Below are 16,915 nucleotides of genomic sequence, written 5' to 3' on the forward strand. Positions count from 1 at the left end.
CTTTCAAGTGGGAGGATGTTATGGATTGCCCAAGGAGTGTTGAGGACCCCCTTCTCAAGATGTTCCGGGGGTGGGACCCTGAGAAATTTCAGAGGTTCAGAGGGGGATGAATAGATGGATTTGGGGAAGGGTATTTATAGGGCTGATAACTGGTTATTCTGCACAGCCATTGACGCCCGGGAAACGTTTAAAAGAGGCCCGTATTATTACGGGCCCGGCCGCCGGCAGGCGGTGAAAACAGGAGGTGCGTGAATGGCGAAGAAAAAGAAGGAGAAGCCCGCAGCTCCTGCCCCGACTGCGAAAGCCGCGGAGGCGCCCCAGCCCGCGCAGCCTGCACAGCCAGAGCAGAAGTCGGGGGAAAAGAAAGAGCAACCAGCTCAATAGGTGAGGCGGAGAGGGTTTGATTCAACTTTTTTTATTCTTTTTTTCACCCCGATGGGAGGAAAATACAGGAGCCAAAAATAATCTTCACAGTCTCGTCTTCCGGACGGTCACCCATCGTGGTTCGGCTCGTAGGGGTTGAACATCGGGTCGCCGAAGAGATTGAACTCCTCAACAGTGTCGTCGTGCGCCCCGCCACCGTCGGTCCCGCAGTCCTGGACGTATTTGTTCTTCGCGAGCAGTAGAGCCTGTGCCACTGTCAGGTCTCCCACCCCCTCAGAGACCAGTCCTCCCTCCTTGTTATAGACGTAGCCGGTGAGGTAGCCAAAGAACAGGAGGCCCAGATAGTCCCCATAGACCTCCCCGGACTTTGTCTGGAGAGGAGAGAAACCCCCCCAGGACAGCCTCGAAGCGCCCACATACGCGTTCATTCCTGAGTGGAGGAAGGTCTGGGAGAGCGTGTTGTAGGCTGGCAGGCCATCCACCCTCCCCGTGACGCATGAGGAGCCGAAGATGACCGAAGGCCCAAAATTCATGTCCTTCACATGCGCCACGTCGAATCCACCCCCCACACCGTCCTTCTGATATCCCGGTGGAACATACCAGTAGAAGAAACCATGGGCGCAGAAAAAGATGAAGTTGGAGCGCTCGTAGTAGGGGGCAGAAAAACGCCTGTCCGAGAGGACGGTGTCATGCCTGGTGTCCACTACATAACCCGCCTGCCTCCAGGCCTGGTTCAGCTTTGTCGTTACCGTCACCGCTAGCCCGACTGGCACCTTGCTGCCGAAGGTGTTTAGGGCGCTCTCCTTCCAGCTACGACCGCTGTGTCCCTCGAAAGTGTCAATGATGCTCTCATAGAAAAAGGTCCGGGCTATCAAGGCACTCTGGTCCTGCACGTCCCAGCCGATCACGCGCCCGATCGCAAGCTCCATGCTTGGCTCCGAACCATCTAATTCGAATGGCGGGTTGGCCGGGTCGGCGTCGATATCGGCATAGAAGTTATCGGAGGGAATTCCTAGGCCCTCCTGTTCCACGTCTTCCTGACCCGCCGTAGGATAATAGAACCAAGGGACCATACTGGGGTCGCCTAGAATCGCCACAGGAAATGCCTCGGGAAGCTTCCCCGCATATCTCACCGCTAGAGCACTGTAGTCCCCGGGCTCAAGGCCCTCAAGGCGGGCGAGGAAGGCGTTGAGGTCGATTTTAACCAGCTCGCTCGCGTTGTTGGCTTTCATCATGCCCTCCTCGCTCGTAAGCGGGTCGCATGAGCAAGTAACCCCAGGCCCTTCCCCGTTCACTGCCCACTCCGCTCTTCCGATCACAACACCCCTTCTATGGGCGATGAGATAGGGCGCCATTGAGGACATATTGTGCATGTATGGGAAGATGGGGTCCTCGAGCCTCTGGACAGTAACCGTTATGTTGTAAGTTGTTGTGGGAGGGCTGAGGGGTGGTTCGAATGGGAGGTTGACCGGAAACTGCATGTGGAGGGTGCCCGCGATTTGGACAATATGCCTTCCGGGGTGGAATATCGGGTGCTCCATATAGGCGTGGGCCGCGATTGCATTCCCCGAAGAGTCGCGTACGCTCTCGTAAGCGAGCGAGGGGGCGAAGAATTCCATTTTGTCCATGGCATTGTCGCGGTTTTCATCAAGGCCAAAATAAACATACATTCTCTGGCCGTCGAGGTCTGGGTTTCGGCGGGGGTCGGGGGACGTAGTAAAAGGCATGTACGAATCGATTATCACATTTGTGTAATTCCAGTCGTCCGGGATAATGAGCTCATGGCAGGGATCCTCGGCCGTGGGGTAATATGTCGAGCCCGTGTCCTTGGAGATGAGAGTGCCTTCAAAAAAACTGACGTTGGTCTCTAGGACACGGGGATGGTGGCTGTCGATGGGGTTTGTCAGGGTTATATAGGTACAGTTCGTGCCCAGTCTGGTCTTCAGAACAGACTTCACCTCTCCATCGGAGGCCTTTATGCCGAGCGCTATTGCATCGTTAATCTCCTCCACGCTCCTGAATTGCCAAGTTCTTTTATAAGGCTCAAGCCTTCCGCACTCGAGAACATATCGCACACCGAGCCTCTTCAGGGTCGGGATGGCGTCCGAGGTCTTTTTGACGATGATGACGGGGATGTTCAGGTAGGAGGCCAGGGGGGTGGCGATAACACCGAGATTATAGCCCTCCTGATCCTCTTTAATTAGGATGGCGCCGTCCGAGCGCGTCCAGAACCTCTCAGCTGCGGCGAGTGAGGTGCCCACCACGCTGCCCATATCGATGGTGTCGCGATGGCAGGACCCGACGCAGGGTATGGCGCCGATAGCAATGCCTTTCGACATCGGGTAGGCTTCGAGGAAGCGGAGGACAGACCTGGAGATTCCATGGTCCTGAGTCTCCATATTCTCCCCTACGACAAGGAGTGGGACGATGGTTTCCGTGCTTCCCTCGTAATAGCACGCGATGGGGGTGGCAACGAGGGCAAGGAAACCTGAGTTCAAAGGAGTGAAGACACCATCGTAATCAACCGGGGCCCTGGTCGATTTCGAGGAGAGGAGGTCATCGATCGTTGCCCTCTCGAGCGGAGGCGCCGTGGGTGGTCTGGTGATTAGGAGGAGGCCGCCAGCTAATACGAGGATGATGACAGTCAGTAAAGCCATCTCCTTCCGCCTGTCGACTCTCAAAGCAGCCATCCACACCCCTCAGACAATATTATTATGTTGGTAAGGGATATTTCTTTCGGTCCCTTCTTTCGTTCCATTGGATAGACTCAGCGGAAATGGTGAAGGTGTTTGCTTTTTTACGGTTTAGAAGCTCCTTTGCGCCACTGGGCTCCATGCGCGCCGCTTTCATGCGGGGCGGCCTCCAAGGCGCCCCTGACAACCTAGTTGTGGAGCGGAAAGTCGAAAAAACCTCTCGCTACTAGAAAAATATATACCCCAACAACCTTTTATAGGACTCGTCCTCGGGGAGAGTTGTATGGTCACGGAAATCGAGTGGCTGCAGAAGGCGGAGAAGGCGCTCGCTGAGGGAGACACAAACACAGCCATACAGTGCTTCGAGCGCGTGATAGAGCTCAAGCCGGACAACGACAAGGCTTGGTACAACAAGGGAGTCCTACTCCGTCGGCAGGGCAAGATCGAGGAAGCGATAAGCTGCTACAACGAGGCCCTCAAGAGGAACAAGGACAACGACAAGGTCTGGGTCAACATCGGCTATGCCCTAGACCGACTTGGGAAGTACGATAAAGCAATCGCCTGCTACGACAAGGCCATAGAAATAAGGCCAAATAATGACAAGGCATGGTACAATAAAGGGGTCGCACTGCGCAAGCTCGACAAAACCGAAGAGGCCATTGCCTGCTACAACAAATCCCTTGAGTTCAAAATGGACAATGCAATGGCTTGGATAAATATGGGATGCGCGCTCGACAAGCTCGGCCGCTACGAGGAGGCGATATCGTGCTACGACAAGGCCCTCGACATAGACCCGAGGGCTGACAAGGCCTGGTACAATAAGGGCGTTGCGTTAAAAAAGCTCGGGAAAAACGAGGAAGCCATCGCCCATTATAAAAAGGCGCTGGAGCTCAAACCAGATAGCGACTACAGCGCGAAGCTCAGGGAGAATCTGGGGCTACTGGAGGGTGTCAAGGAGGCGGCGGCTACCGCACCCGAGCCATCCGTTGGACCAGGGAAAGAAGCCCCGGCGGAGGAGGCGGATGAATTCGAGGAAGCCGGAACAAAGGAGGAGGCCCCGCCCGAGGAGCTCGAGGAACTCGAGGAAATTCCCGAGGAGACAGCCCCACAAAAGCCGCCGACACTGGCCCCCGAAACTTCGAAGGGCCCTCCCCCAGCGGCCCCGGGACAGACACGGCAAACCCCTCCCGCGGGCATGGCGGCACCTGCACGAGCGGCTCCGAAGGCAGTTCCGCAGCCCTCTGCCCCGCCCGAAGAGCTAGACAGCTTCGAGGAAGTCGGTGAGGAGAGCTTCGAAGAAGTCGAGATGACCGAGGAAAACAGAGGCAAACAGTAAACGGGGGTTCCTATAATTTGTCTACAAGTATTACGTTTTGACCCGGGGGAAGAATGAGCCTTTTGAAGAAGAGGGGTGAGGCGGAGGTAAGGCTGAGGGTGGAGGGGATGAGCTGCGGACACTGCGCAGCAAGGGTGACTACGGCTTTAGAGAAACTCAAGGGTGTCAGAGAGGTGAAGGTGAACCTCCTCGAAAAAGAAGCTGTGGTTAAGATAAGACCCGGCGCGGTGACCCGTCCGGAGCTAATTCAAGCGGTGGAGAGGGTGGGATACAAAGCTGCGTGATGTCCCCCCACCACCGGGGGAGCGGGGTGTCGTGGCTGACTCCGGTGATTTCTCTTGGAGAGACTCGGCTCAACCTTCCCAGAACCTCGTCTCTGTTCAAGCATTGACTGTCAATCCGATCCGCTCCGTGGCGATGGGGGCGAATCGCTTCACAAAAAATTTTATAGAAACGTCTGAATAGAGGTTCTTTCTGAAAAAATAGTGCGCTAGATCAACCACCCTAGCCTTTGCCCTGAGCTTCCGGAGCATCGGCGCACAGAGAATCTGATATTCACTTAGGGCACTTTGCGAGAAATCCCCTTTCTCACAGGCCCTGGCGCAGACCCGCGCGGCGAACTCTCCCGATATCATCCCCCTGTCGATTCCGGCCCCACTGAGGGGATTGACGAAACCTGCTGCGTCCCCTACAAGCAGGACCCTATCTGAGTAGACGCGCCTGAGGGGCCTGAAGGGTATCATATGCCATTTGACCAAACGGGAGAGAGAGGGGTCGATGTCTAGTCCTCTGAGGAAATCTTTGAGAAGAGAGCGAATTCGGGCAGCTTCCTGCGCCAGCCCTCCCAGCCCGATGTTCACCCTGCCCCTTTTAGGAAAAACCCAGCCCAGCCCGATGAAGCCGCTGAAGAGGTAGGCGTTATAGTGCCTGTGTTCGTCCGTGTCCCCAAGTATCTCATTTTTTTTATCCTCTCCCACCTCTAGCTCGAGAACAGCCGCCAGAAACCTATCTGGCCGGGTCCGGAGGGCTTCCATGCCCGTGCTCGCCCTGACGACGCTGTTCACGCCGTCAGCACCGATGACAATTCTCGCCCTGTGGCTACCCTGATCGCAGACTACCTCCGCTCCTGATTTATCAACAATGATTCTTCTTGCCCTCACCCCTTCTAGTACATCCACTCCCCTTGCCTGCGCCCTCCGGGCCAGCATCTCATCGAAGGTTTTTCTGTCCACATAAAAATTTTCATAGCCCAGCCTAAGGAGCTCGTCGAAGTTGTAGAAGAGGCGGGCCCTGTCCGTTGACGCCTCTACAACTCGGAGAAAATCAGGGCTCACCCTCTCCCGCATCTCCGCGTCCACCGCGCCCCCGCAGGGCTTGTCTCGGGGGTAGTGCTCTTTTTCTATGAGTAGAGTCCTAAGCCCGAGGAGCGCACAGTGATAGGCTGCGTGGCTCCCGGATGGGCCACCACCGACGACGATTACATCACGCATGGCTGGCTCCTTCCATCTCTAGAGCGATCATTACCTAATTACTAAAGTGAATTAAAATCATTTCGGTTTTCTCGTGCGGTGCACTCGCTGGCACCCGGGAGAAGGTTACGAATGCTCGATGCGCCACCAGCCCCGGGAGGATTTGAACCCCCGCCACCGGCTCCAAAGGCCGGGATGCTGCCGCTACACCACGGGGCTATGGAGGGCAATGGTTCCGGATATAGATAATTGTGCCGGAGGCGGCCCGGGGGGAGTTCCAAAGCTCTGGGAATTCTCTAGGAACCGTAATTTACTTTACAGAGTGGGGGTCCGTAGCCCGCGGCTTCTGCTCCACGGTCCCCGCATGCCCCTTCTCTCATGGAATCAGCTCGTCCTTTGTATAAAGTCTCCCTTCGTACCAGCCCCTGTGTTTCTGGCGTCTTATATTGAGAACAAAGTTTCCAAAGGCCTCTCGCGACGGCTCCTTGCCTCTGTACTCAAAGGAATCGGCCCTGAACGGGATCAAGTAGAACTTTTCCCTGTAGACAGAGGCCGTCAGGCCCAGCCAGCCGAGGGGTAGATAGGATATGTCGGATCCCGTTGGGAAAGGTGCTGCATTGACGTGCGAGTGAACAAGTGCCCAGATTCCCTTTACAGGCAGGTGAGCGAAGTAGAATATGATCCGTCTCGAATCAATCGAAGTGTCGCTCCGTTTCGGATTCCCCACGTGCCTCTGGAGCTGCCTGAATGTGACCAGCTCCCTCGCCTCCAGCCTGAGCCTCTCACCGCTCTGTGTGTAGTCGTTGAGAACTATCCATATCCTCTCGAACCCGTCCTCGAGAGATTCGGCAGCTTCGAGCTCCATCTGCCATACCAGCTCGTCCCCCATGTTGATCTCAACCTCGGAGGCGAATTCGAGCGGATACTCCTTCCGGGCTTCCTCTAGGTTCTTCTCTACCTCTGAGTGAAGGTTCTTGAGCAACGATGGTAGGGAGCTCCCGCGCTGCTGTAGTCCCCTCATTCTGAGGTAATTCTTTAGGGCCGCATCCCGCTCCCAGGAACCTGGCATGAGGGAAGGGAGGGAGTGAAGCAAAATAACCCTTTTCCTCAGGGGGGATAAGCCTTATAAATAGGATACGGTATGGTGCCGACGTGACCGCGGGCGATTCGTACCGGCATGGAATGTAGCAGTCCGCCCGGCGGATGCTTTCTTGAGAGGGAAAATGCCAGAAGAGAAGAGCGACTCTGCATCCCTTGCGCGTTATGAATTCAAGCGAACACTGGAAGAGCTCGAATCCATTAAAGGCAGGGCCACGGAACTCGTTTCTCTTTATGTCCCCCCCACGCGCCAGATCGCAGACGTCTCCAACTACCTCAGGAGCGAGTATGCCGAATCCTCCAATATCAAGTCCCAGAGCACACGAAAGAATGTCATGGCTGCGATAGCATCCCTCATTAACAGAATAAAGGTCTACCGCGTGCCGCCGCCGAACGGCGTTGTTCTATTCGTCGGTACGCAGGCCCTCCCCGGGGACAAGGAAAAGCAGGTGGCTTATGTTATCGAGCCCCCCGAGCCCATCACAACATTTCTTTATCGCTGCGATTCCCAGTTCTACCTCGAGCCCCTGAAGGAGATGCTCGCGGAGAAGGAGGTCTGGGGGCTGGTGGTTCTCGACCGCAAAGAGTGCACGATCGGGCGCCTGAACGGCCGCAGAATCGAGACAATCGAAAACTTCCAGTCGCTCGTCCCCAGCAAGCACGGAAGAGGGGGGCAGTCAGCGCGCAGGTTCGAAAGGCTGATTGAAATCGCGGCGCACGAGTTCTTTGTGAAGGTTGGGGAGAAGGTGAATGAAGCCTTCAGGTCCGACCCCCGAATTCAGGGAATTCTAATCGGAGGGCCCGGGCCTACGAAGGAATACTTCGCAGAGCAGGACTATCTCCACCATGAGGTCAAGAAGAAGGTCATCGGCCTTTTCGACGTGGGATATACCGACGAGTCCGGTCTCAGGGAGCTGGTGGAGAAGGCCTCCGATGCCCTCAAGGACGTGGCCCTGATGAAGGAAAAGAGGCTTGTGGAGTCCTTCATGCGCGAGGTCGCGCGGCCCGAGGGGGGCCTATCGATGTATGGCGAGCGGGGGGTGCGGGAGGCCCTGAAACTCGGTGCCGTGGACACACTCCTCATCTCCGATGGGTTGAGGAAGTACAGCTTCAGAGTGTCTTGCCCGGCCCCGGGCTGCGGATATACCGAGGAGCTCACAAAATCAGAAAAGGAACCGGGAGAGCTCTTTTGCCCGAAGTGCGGGGCTAAACTGGTGGTTTCTGAACCTATTGATATGGTTGCGGAACTCTACAAAATGGCTGAGCAGATGGGTACCAAGGTTGCGCTGATATCAGCAGATAGTGCCGAGGGAAAGACGCTCCTGACGGCCTTCGGCGGCGTGGCTGCAATCCTTAGGTACAGGATTGGAGAGCGATGACCGCATGGGGCCCCTCAGTGCTCTACCCTTCGATAGTAATCGTACTTAACCTCAAGCGTCCAGTCATTCCCGGTGTCCGTGAATCCGATGATTCCGAAGGCGGGGAAGAAGTCCCCGCAGTTCCCGCAGGCGATGGTGACTTTATACGTTCCGTTCCCCCGCGCGTCCTCTGGACCGCTGAAGTTGAATGTGAGTGAAACGGACACCGAGCCCTCCCGACCGTGCGGGTTGGATACCATCCCGGAGGAGACCGCGATGCCTCCGGGAGAGACCACTGCGAGACCGAACTCGTCGGGCTGGTTCTCATAGGTCCTTAAGAGCCGGACGATGTCCTCCTCGTCCGTCCAGCGCAATGTGAATGTCAGGCTCGCCAAATTTCTCTCCTCAATATCAATTTCCTCCCTGGTCTCGGTATGCTCTTCTGAGCTCCCGGGGAGGAGAATCGGCTCCGACGAAACCAGTTCATAGCCGGCCCAGCCCCCGCTCCGACTACTTGCCGCGTCCCGCAGAAAGGGCTCCGTTCCCGAGGCGTAGGCCGCCCCAAGGAGGACGGGAACGAGCAAGAGGCAGACAACGGCGCCGAGTGTGGAGTTGAAAAAACTTTGTAGGTAGGGTTTGGAGCACGGGCGCTCCACCGACCCCTCCCCTGCGGGACCTCCGAGGCCCGCGGACGGGACGGGGCTCTTGACCCATATACCAGATTGCTCTCCTGAGCCCGCTCGGGCCTCTTCGTCCACCTTCTTCCGAACTCCCCTCTGGCCGTACAACAGAAGAAGAGCGATCGTCACCATGCCCACCGCCGAGATTGCTGCCCAAAAGAGCCTAGGTCGGTGCATGACCTCGGAGAAGGTCGCGTACATCACCCCGCCGAGCACGTTTCCGAGGCTGAGGCCAATGAGCGGCGGAATGAAGGCGTAAGCCATGTAAAGTGTGACCCTTTCCTTGGGCGCGATTTTGGAGACATAAGATATGTAGGTCGGGTGGGTGATGAACTCACCTATTGAGAAAATGACGATACCAGTGAAGAACACTGCGGATACAGTGGTAAATCCCATCAGCAGGAGCCCTGCGATAAATACGCTCATGCCGAAAACCATCACTTTGAGAGATTCGCTCTTCTCGAATATCTTCCCCAGGAATGGTCCCAGAATAATTATCGTGCCGGGGTTCACGGTCGCAACAAGGGCCGGGGGAAAATATTCTCCGAGGACCCCGAAGTCAAGGGCGTATAGCAGTATCGCGAGGTGGTTTGTGGCGTACATGAACCAGAACCCAGAGTAGATAAGCAGCAGGGCGACGAACCTGAGGTCCTTGAGAACGAGCGCTGCATCCCTGAATACATCACCCGCGCTCTTCGCCGGATTCGGTCTCACCGGGTCGCGATATACCGTGAGCGTGAGGGCGATGTTGACGCCTATCAGGGCTGCGGAGAGATAGAAGACGAGCACATACTGCTCCTTTGGAATTGTCAGAGAGATGAGGAGGGGCATTGTAAATGAGCCTAGGTTTATCATCCAGTAGTAGATGCTATAGCCGAGGTTTCGTGCCTCGGGTTTCGTCGTGAGGGCTATGGTGGCGGAGATTATGGGCTTAAAGCTCCCGACCCCGATACCCAAAACGACGAAAGCCATCACAAAGGCCTCAAACGTGGTCATCAACGATGAGAGAAGGTAGCCAGCCGAGACCAGACCCAGGGATATGGCGAGCGGTGCCCTGAACCCATACTTCTCCGTTAGGGCGCCGCTGACTATGGGCAGAAGATAGAGGAAGGGGGTGAGGACACCCAGCAGCACGCCGAAAGCGGTTGATGCGAAGTCAAGCGTGTAGACGAGGTAGTAAGGCAGGATGGCCAGCATCCCGTAGTAGGCCCCTCTCTCGAAAAGCTCCATGGCGTTGACGGCCCAGAAAACGCGCGGGAATTTCTCAAAGAGCTCCTCGACCCTCATCGGCCTCAGTCTCCCGTCGGTTTTATCCCGGCATTCGCGACCATGAGCACCACGGTTCTCTTTGGGGCCCTTGTCCTGTGCATCACTCCTCCCGGAACGACAACACCCTGGCCTCCTCGCAGCGCGATTTTTCTGTCTCTCAGCTCAACGATGAGCCTGCCCCTGAGCACAAAGAATAATTCGTCGTCATTCTTGTGCCTGTGCCAATGGAACTCTCCCATGATGACGCCAAGCCTGAGTATGCTCCTATTGACCCTAACTAAAGTCTGGTTGAACCAGCTCGCCTTCACCTTTCCCACCACGTCTCGAATGTCGAAGGGCTCGAGAGGGGCATATTTCACATCCAGATTAATGGTGTATTGGGACCCATCCCTGCGTCGTCGCGGGTCACCCACCATTAAATCGCCCTTTTTGCCTTGAGCTCTTCTATCCTTTCCTTTGAGTATCCCAGCAGCCCCCGGAGAATCTCCTCTGTGTGCTGTCCGAGCGCGGGCGGGGGCCTGAACTCCTCCCTCTCCCCCAGCACTTTGACGGGGTTGCCGAGCGTCCTAATTCTCCCGTGCCCTGGAATATCGATATCTGTTACCATGTTTCTAAGCAGAATCTGTGGGTCGCTCAGGACCCTGTCCAGCGTCTGTATGGGCGCCGCGGGCACATCGGCCTCCGCTAGCCTCTTCAGCCACTCCTCCGTTGTTCTGGTGGCGAAGATTCCCTCGAGAATCGAGTTGAGCTCCTCCCTGTGCTCGCACCGTAGGGCGTTGGTCGAGAATCGCGGGTCTTTCTCCAGATGCTCTATTTCGAGAGCCCTACAGAACGAGCTCCAGAACTTCTCCGCAAAAACCGCGACTACAAGCCAGCCATTCGACGTTTTGAAGGCCCTGTAGGGAACTACAGACTGATGGCCGGAGCCCAGCCTCTCCGGTACTGGGCTCCCGACCAGCAGGTACTGGGCGACATAGGTGTGCATTGACACCAGCGCGTCGAGCAGCGATACATCTGCCCGTGTCCCCTGTCCAGTCCTCTCCCTTTTATAGAGCGCCGCTGTGATCGCGTTGGCGGCGAAGACCGCACCGGCGAGGTCCCCCATTGGAATTCCCATGCGGACAGGCGCTCCTCCGGGCTCACCGGTGAGGCTCATAGCCCCCCCTATCGCCTGAATTATGAGGTCGAAGGCCGGATAGTCCCTGTAAGGACCTTCATATCCGTACGAGGTTATCGAGACCTGTATGATGTCGGGCTTCACTTTTCTTAGTGTTTCGTAATCTGCTCCAAGCCTCTCGAGAACTCCGGGCCTGAGATTGTCCATGACCACGTCCGACCTCTTTACGAGGTCGTAAAAAACCTCCCTCCCCTCTTTCATTTTCAGGTCTATCGTTACGCTCTTCTTGTTCCTGTTGACGCTGATGAAGTAGGCGCTGAAGCCGCCGATGAAGTAGGGTGGCATCTGCCTTATTCTATCCCCTTCGCCCGGCGATTCTATTTTAATCACCTCGGCGCCCATATCAGCCAGGATTAGGCTCGCATAGGGCCCGGAGAGCATCTGGGAAAGGTCTAATATCCTAACACCATCGAGAAGAGGCATCGATTGCCCTCCTTTTTTGCGATGTCAAAGGTTCACCGGCTCCTTGAATGTGCCAAAAACATCCTTCAGCGCAGCTGTTATCTCGCCGACAGTGGCATAGAGCTTGACCGCGTCCATGATGTAGGGCATCAGGTTTTCGCTCGTTGCGGCCTTTTCACGAATTCTCTCGAGAGCCGAGCGGACCGCGGCGTTGTCCCTATGGGCCTTCAGCTTCCTAAGCTCCTGTATTTTCTCCATAGCAGCCTGGGGGTTGTACTCATGGATTTCTACCTTTCTCTCCTCTGCCTCCGCCTCCTGCCTATACTTGTTCACCCCGACCTTGACCAGCTCTCCGCTCTGGAGCTTCTTCTCCAATAGATAGGCCTGCCTGGAGACCTCCCTCTGGATGGCACCTTCCGAGATGAGCTTGACGATTCCACCCCGAGCGTCCACATCCCTCATCGTCTCCACGATTCTCTTCTCCATCTCGCCGGTTAGCCATTCCACATAGTAGGAGCCGCCGAGGGGGTCAACGGTGTCGGCGAGCCCCATCTCCTCCACAAGAATCTGCATCGTGCGCAGCGAGATGAGCGCGGCCTTCTTTGAAGGAATCGTGTAGGCCTCGTCGTAGGAGCAGAGGGCCATCGTCTGCGTCCCGCTGAGCGCGGATATCAGCGCGTAGTAAGCCCCTCGGACGATGTTGTTCTCCGGCTCCTCGATCGTGAGCCCCCCGCCGCCCCCACCGGCAATCATTTTCATTTTCATTGACTCCGGGTTGCGGCAGCCGAACTCGTCCCTCATCAGCTTCGCCCAGAGCCTCCTCGCCGCTCTAAATTTTGCGACCTGCTCGAATATGTTTCCGTGGATGTCGAAGTTGAACGAGAAGCGAGGCACGAACTCATCCGGGTGAAGGCCCCGCTCCATCACGGCCCTTATGTAGGCACGGGCGATGCAATAGGCGTATGAAATCTCCTGAACCGGGTTGGCCCCCGACTCCCTGATGTGGTAGCCGCAGACGCTCACCGGATAATATCTTGGCGCGTGCTTGGAGCAGAACTCGATAGTGTCCGCGATCAGCCGAATCGAGGGCTCGACGGGGAATATCCAAGTCCCCCTGCCAATGTACTCCTTCAGAATGTCGTTCTGGGCCGTCCCCCTCACCTCGCTCAGGGGCACTCCTCTCTTCTCGGCCATCGCGAGATACATCGCTATCATTATTGCGGCGCTGCCGTTGATGGTCAGCGAGGTCGAGATTTTGTCGATGGGGATGCCGTCGAACGCAATCTCCATATCTTTCAGGGTATCTACCGCCATCCCGACCCTCCCGACCTCGCCCTCAGCAAGAGGGTCGTCGGAGTCTATGCCCATCTGGCTGTGCAGGCTGAAGGCTACGTTAAGCGCGTTCTGGCCCTGCGAGAGGAGGAATTTAAAGCGCTCATTTGTCTCTCTCGGGGTTCCGAAACCTGCATACTGGCGCATCGTGTAGGGTCGGGCGCGATACATGAGCGGGTGGATGCCCCTCGTGAAAGGGAACTCTCCGGGCTTTCCAAGCTCGCTCGCAGGGTCAAATCCCTTCAGGTCCTCAGGGCCGTAAACAGGCTTGACCTCGATACCAGACTCGAGAATCACGGGTCGGACCTTCTCACCGCTCTTTCTCTCCTCAACCGGCTTCGAAGAGGGCGCGGGATGGACAGGAGTCTCTACCTTGTGAGGCGGCGGCGGGGAGGAGGCCCCCACCATTTCTCCCCCAACCCTATTCCTGAGGAATTCCACGAGGCTGTCGAAGCGCGTCCCCGTCGGGAAGACCGCCGCGGCGCCCATCGCCCTGAGTGCCTCGTGGTCCTTTTTTGGAATGTTGCCCCCGACAATGACCGTGATGTCGCCAGCGCCGGCCTTCCTCAGGCCCGCCATTAATTTCTCGGTTATCGGTAAATGTGCTCCAGAGAGAATGCTCAGGCCGATCACGTCCACGTCCTCCTGCAGGGCGGTGTTGATTATCTGGTCCACCGTCTGATGAAGGCCAGTGTAGATCACCTCCATCCCGGCCTCCCGTAGGGCGTAGGCCACGACCTTCGCTCCTACGTCGTGCCCGTCCAGCCCGGGCTTTGCGATCAGGACCCGAATTCTTCTTTCGGTCGACAAGCTCACCACCTCTGCTTCCTGTTCCGAGCATGCCGCTCGCTCGATTGCCCTCTGACCCTCACCAGCTCCGCTCACCTCGCCCCCAGTATCGTCACCGAGGCCACCGCCCCCGGTCCCCCAATATTGTGAGCAAGGCCCAGACGCGCATCCGGAACCTGCCTCTTCCCAGCCCGGCCTTGGAGCTGCCTCGTCAGCTCATAAAGCATCCTGAGCCCCGTGGCCCCCACAGGGTGACCGCAGCTCAGGAGCCCTCCACTGAGATTTACGGGAAGCTCACCACCTGCAGAGGTCACCCCTTCCTCGACCAGTCTCTTCCCCTCGCCTCTCGCGCACAGGCCCAGGTCCTCGTAGGTCACGAGCTCGACGCTGGCGAAGCAATCATGGACCTCCGCCACGTCTAGCTCCTTCATCGGGTTGCTGATTCCCGCGTCCCGGTAGGCCTTTGTGGCAGCGACCCGCGTCGCCCTGTAGCCGGTGAACTCGTGGTGGGGGTCGTAGAATGGCAAGTCCCAGCCCGTCGAGACCGAGAAGCCGTGGCCCTTAACAAGAACATAGTCCTTATTGAACTTCGCCGCGTCCTCCGTTCTCGTCATCACCACACATGCGGCGCCATCTGTGGTAGGGCAGCTCATCAGGACAGTCAGCGGCCAGGCGACCATTGGGGAATTCATCACCTGCTCCAAGGAGAACTCCTGCCTGTACTGCGCCTTGGGATTGTTGATGGCATGCCTATGGTTCTTGACCGATATCATCCCGAGATGCTCGGCCTTTGTCCCGAACTCGTGCATGTGCCTTGTGATGGTTACGGCGAATGTCCCCGCCGCTGTGAACCCCTTTTGGATTATCGGGTGGCCGTTCTCCACCATCATCCTGACTAGACTCTCTTGGGGCGGACGGTCCCGGAGTTTCTCCACGCCCATCGCCATTACAACATCCGCCTCTCCAGACAGGAGACAGTAGCAGGCGTTCCTGAAGGCGTCGCCACCAGTGGCGCAGTAGTTCGACACCCTAGTGATTGGTATGTCGAAGATTCCCAGAGACTGCGCGAGGTCCATCCCAGACCTCCCTTTCCAGACCCCCGCGTCGGGGAAGGCGGTCCCCAGCCAGGCTGCCTGAATGTCCCTTCCCGTGAGATGGGCCTCCTCGAGAGCTTCCGCAGCCGCCTCGACCATCATATCGGAGTAGTCGAGATGGAAGTTCTCACCGAACATAGTGCAGCCGGCGCCGATTATCGCGATCTTGTCCCTCAGGCCCATCGGGACCCACCCCCAGAAATCTTCCCACCCGCCCCAACCTCCCCACCGCCGCCACCGGCGCCCTTACTAGTTATCTGGTTCGTATCGGACGCCGCGGCCCTCTCCGCGCCCGCTCCCCCCCTGCCCGTCCTCCTGACCGGCCTGCACTTCCAGCAGTAATTATGGTATCCCCCGCCCTCGTGCAGCTTCCGGAAGGTCAGCTCGACCTCCATGCCTATCCTAACCTCCGAAGGTTCGACGTCGGTCATTTGGGCCAAGTACCTTCCGCCACCCTCAAGGTCGACCACTGCCATGGTCACAGGAGGTTCTGGGGTGGGATAGTAGTGCTCCTGCGTGTAGGTATGGAGCACGCCCCTGCGCGTCAGCTTTACCTCGTCGAAATCGTCCCTCCGGCCGCAGTGCGGGCAGACTCTGAGATTCAGCGTGTTGATGGTCGCGCACGCCTTGCACTTCTTTGCGCGCAGCCTCAGGCTCAGACCCTCTTCCCTGCTCATCTGAATCGGCGAGGAGAAGGGCCTCCCCTCCTCGGGCCCCTCGGCGAGGAGTTTCTTGAAAGCCAGATACTTCACATAACCGATTTCAACTGCGGGTGCTGCTTTCCGCCTCCGCTTTCTGAATGCCTCAACGGACGCGGTGGCCTCAAAAATGATCGCGTCGCAGCCATCCCCGCATGCGGTGAACAGAATTCTCTCGCCCCTCTCAGAAGCTTGGAGGGCCGACTCCAGCATTAGAAAGGGATGGGCCGTGCCCAGCACTCCTAGCTCCTCCGCCCCCGGGTCCACGACCGACTCGGGCCTCAGACCGAGCTCCCTAGCCACGGCCCCGTGACCCCTGCCGTCCGGAGAGGGCAGAACCGCCCTCGATATCTCTCTCGGCCCTGTGCCCGCCCTCTTCATCGCCTCCTTTGAGGCGGCGACGGCGTATTTTGCATAGGCCTCGACCCTGCCGAAGCGGGTGTCACCTGAGCGGAGACTTCTCTGTTCCGTTCTCCACAAATCCATTATGTTGTGCGGAATATACGCTGAGGCGAGCGGTATCGCTATCGGTTCCTCGCGCCCGACCAGCACCGCAGCCCCTCCATCCCCAAGGACCGCCTCGAGCGAGGAGCCGGGCGGCGCAATCCGGCAATCCGCTGCCGCAACAAGGGCCGTTTCTACACCCCCGGCGTCCACCGCGTCGAGCGCGGCGGCGAGAGCGGATGAGCCCGCCCTCAGCGAGCCGCCAAAGTCTGCAGTTCTCAACATTCCGCCTAGGTCCAGCGCGCTCGCCACAATCGTTGCGCATGACTTCTCAATATAGGGCGCGCTGACGGAGGCGAAGTAGAGAGCTCCCAGCTCCTCCGCCGCCCTCTCATCGAGGCACTCCAGCGCGGCCGCGACCGCTAGGGTTATGGAATCCTCGTCGTACGATGCGACTGCCCTCCGCCCCCGCCCTCCCCTCCCGCCCCAGGCCGCGGCAATGGCCGCAGCGCTGAGTCTCCGCCATGGAATCGCCACGGCGATGTCGATAATGCCGGCGCGGGGAGCGCTCCCAGACCTCGGGTTATGTCCTTCAACAGGGTCCAGCCTCGCGCCTCCCGGCAGCCCCCCGCACGCCCCTTTTCCACCGCTCATCACACCAGTCCCCCCGGCGCCCCCTCCAGCCATTCCCC

At 57.8% G+C, this 16,915-nt stretch carries 13 protein-coding genes and 1 tRNA gene; 4 read left to right on the top strand and 10 right to left on the bottom strand.

The features are described from left to right. The first annotated feature begins 252 nt into the window (after positions 1 to 252). Positions 253 to 384 carry a hypothetical protein gene (locus tag QW379_09175; protein MEM2870568.1) on the top strand — a complete coding sequence of 44 codons (132 nt, stop codon included), beginning with the start codon at positions 253 to 255 and terminating at the stop codon, positions 382 to 384. A gap of 107 nt (positions 385 to 491) precedes the next feature. On the opposite strand, the gene QW379_09180 is transcribed toward QW379_09175, so the two are convergent. Then, positions 492 to 3,074, bottom strand: coding sequence for a C25 family cysteine peptidase (locus QW379_09180; protein ID MEM2870569.1), 2,583 nt, complete (start codon positions 3,072 to 3,074; stop codon positions 492 to 494). A gap of 286 nt (positions 3,075 to 3,360) precedes the next feature. Here QW379_09180 and QW379_09185 point away from each other — a divergent pair, with 286 nt between their 5' ends. Then, a complete protein-coding gene (locus tag QW379_09185) occupies positions 3,361 to 4,413 on the top strand; it encodes a tetratricopeptide repeat protein (GenBank protein MEM2870570.1) in 1,053 nt (350 codons plus the stop codon). Between the two features lie 53 nt (positions 4,414 to 4,466). Then, entirely contained in the window at positions 4,467 to 4,697 is a 231-nt protein-coding gene (locus QW379_09190) for a heavy-metal-associated domain-containing protein (GenBank protein ID MEM2870571.1), read from the top strand. 96 nt (positions 4,698 to 4,793) lie between these two features. On the opposite strand, the gene QW379_09195 is transcribed toward QW379_09190, so the two are convergent. From QW379_09195 to QW379_09205, 3 genes are all read right to left on the bottom strand, one after another. Next, a complete protein-coding gene (locus tag QW379_09195; protein ID MEM2870572.1) occupies positions 4,794 to 5,903 on the bottom strand; it encodes an NAD(P)/FAD-dependent oxidoreductase in 1,110 nt (369 codons plus the stop codon). A gap of 127 nt (positions 5,904 to 6,030) precedes the next feature. Further along, a tRNA-Gln gene (locus tag QW379_09200) sits at positions 6,031 to 6,101 on the bottom strand. Between the two features lie 157 nt (positions 6,102 to 6,258). Continuing rightward, entirely contained in the window at positions 6,259 to 6,951 is a 693-nt protein-coding gene (locus tag QW379_09205; GenBank protein MEM2870573.1) for a hypothetical protein, read from the bottom strand. A gap of 154 nt (positions 6,952 to 7,105) precedes the next feature. On the opposite strand from QW379_09205, the gene prf1 reads away from it, so the two are divergent. Next, positions 7,106 to 8,359, top strand: coding sequence for a peptide chain release factor aRF-1 (gene prf1 / locus QW379_09210; GenBank protein ID MEM2870574.1), 1,254 nt, complete (start codon positions 7,106 to 7,108; stop codon positions 8,357 to 8,359). Positions 8,360 to 8,373: 14 nt separating this feature from the next. Here prf1 and QW379_09215 read toward each other — a convergent pair whose 3' ends face one another. From QW379_09215 to QW379_09240, 6 genes are read right to left on the bottom strand one after another with little or no spacing between them, the layout of a single operon-like run. Next, positions 8,374 to 10,305, bottom strand: coding sequence for an MFS transporter (locus QW379_09215; protein ID MEM2870575.1), 1,932 nt, complete (start codon positions 10,303 to 10,305; stop codon positions 8,374 to 8,376). Between the two features lie 5 nt (positions 10,306 to 10,310). Beyond that, positions 10,311 to 10,646 (bottom strand): cupin domain-containing protein, encoded by a 336-nt coding sequence (locus QW379_09220; GenBank protein MEM2870576.1) that lies wholly within the window; start codon positions 10,644 to 10,646, stop codon positions 10,311 to 10,313. Positions 10,647 to 10,702: 56 nt separating this feature from the next. After that, a complete protein-coding gene (locus QW379_09225) occupies positions 10,703 to 11,887 on the bottom strand; it encodes a CoA transferase (GenBank protein ID MEM2870577.1) in 1,185 nt (394 codons plus the stop codon). Between the two features lie 24 nt (positions 11,888 to 11,911). Beyond that, positions 11,912 to 14,083, bottom strand: coding sequence for a methylmalonyl-CoA mutase family protein (locus QW379_09230; GenBank protein ID MEM2870578.1), 2,172 nt, complete (start codon positions 14,081 to 14,083; stop codon positions 11,912 to 11,914). Beyond that, entirely contained in the window at positions 14,080 to 15,264 is a 1,185-nt protein-coding gene (locus QW379_09235; GenBank protein ID MEM2870579.1) for an acetyl-CoA acetyltransferase, read from the bottom strand. The genes QW379_09230 and QW379_09235 overlap by 4 nt, the downstream gene beginning before the upstream one ends. Continuing rightward, entirely contained in the window at positions 15,255 to 16,910 is a 1,656-nt protein-coding gene (locus QW379_09240; protein ID MEM2870580.1) for an OB-fold domain-containing protein, read from the bottom strand. The genes QW379_09235 and QW379_09240 overlap by 10 nt, the downstream gene beginning before the upstream one ends. Positions 16,911 to 16,915 lie beyond the last annotated feature (5 nt).

The organism is Thermoplasmata archaeon (assembly GCA_038851035.1).
Classification (GTDB): Archaea; Thermoplasmatota; DTKX01; order VGTL01; family VGTL01; genus JAWCLH01.

What these genes read in the sequence shown, in the direction of transcription:
- QW379_09175 (MEM2870568.1), top strand. Translation starts at nt 253, where the DNA reads ATGGCGAAGAAAAAGAAGGAGAAGCCCGCAGCTCCTGCCCCGACTGCG.
- QW379_09180 (MEM2870569.1), bottom strand. Translation starts at nt 3,074, where the DNA reads ATGGCTGCTTTGAGAGTCGACAGGCGGAAGGAGATGGCTTTACTGACT.
- QW379_09185 (MEM2870570.1), top strand. Translation starts at nt 3,361, where the DNA reads ATGGTCACGGAAATCGAGTGGCTGCAGAAGGCGGAGAAGGCGCTCGCT.
- QW379_09190 (MEM2870571.1), top strand. Translation starts at nt 4,467, where the DNA reads ATGAGCCTTTTGAAGAAGAGGGGTGAGGCGGAGGTAAGGCTGAGGGTG.
- QW379_09195 (MEM2870572.1), bottom strand. Translation starts at nt 5,903, where the DNA reads ATGCGTGATGTAATCGTCGTCGGTGGTGGCCCATCCGGGAGCCACGCA.
- QW379_09205 (MEM2870573.1), bottom strand. Translation starts at nt 6,951, where the DNA reads ATGCCAGGTTCCTGGGAGCGGGATGCGGCCCTAAAGAATTACCTCAGA.
- prf1 (MEM2870574.1), top strand. Translation starts at nt 7,106, where the DNA reads ATGCCAGAAGAGAAGAGCGACTCTGCATCCCTTGCGCGTTATGAATTC.
- QW379_09215 (MEM2870575.1), bottom strand. Translation starts at nt 10,305, where the DNA reads ATGAGGGTCGAGGAGCTCTTTGAGAAATTCCCGCGCGTTTTCTGGGCC.
- QW379_09225 (MEM2870577.1), bottom strand. Translation starts at nt 11,887, where the DNA reads ATGCCTCTTCTCGATGGTGTTAGGATATTAGACCTTTCCCAGATGCTC.
- QW379_09235 (MEM2870579.1), bottom strand. Translation starts at nt 15,264, where the DNA reads ATGGGCCTGAGGGACAAGATCGCGATAATCGGCGCCGGCTGCACTATG.
- QW379_09240 (MEM2870580.1), bottom strand. Translation starts at nt 16,910, where the DNA reads ATGGCTGGAGGGGGCGCCGGGGGGACTGGTGTGATGAGCGGTGGAAAA.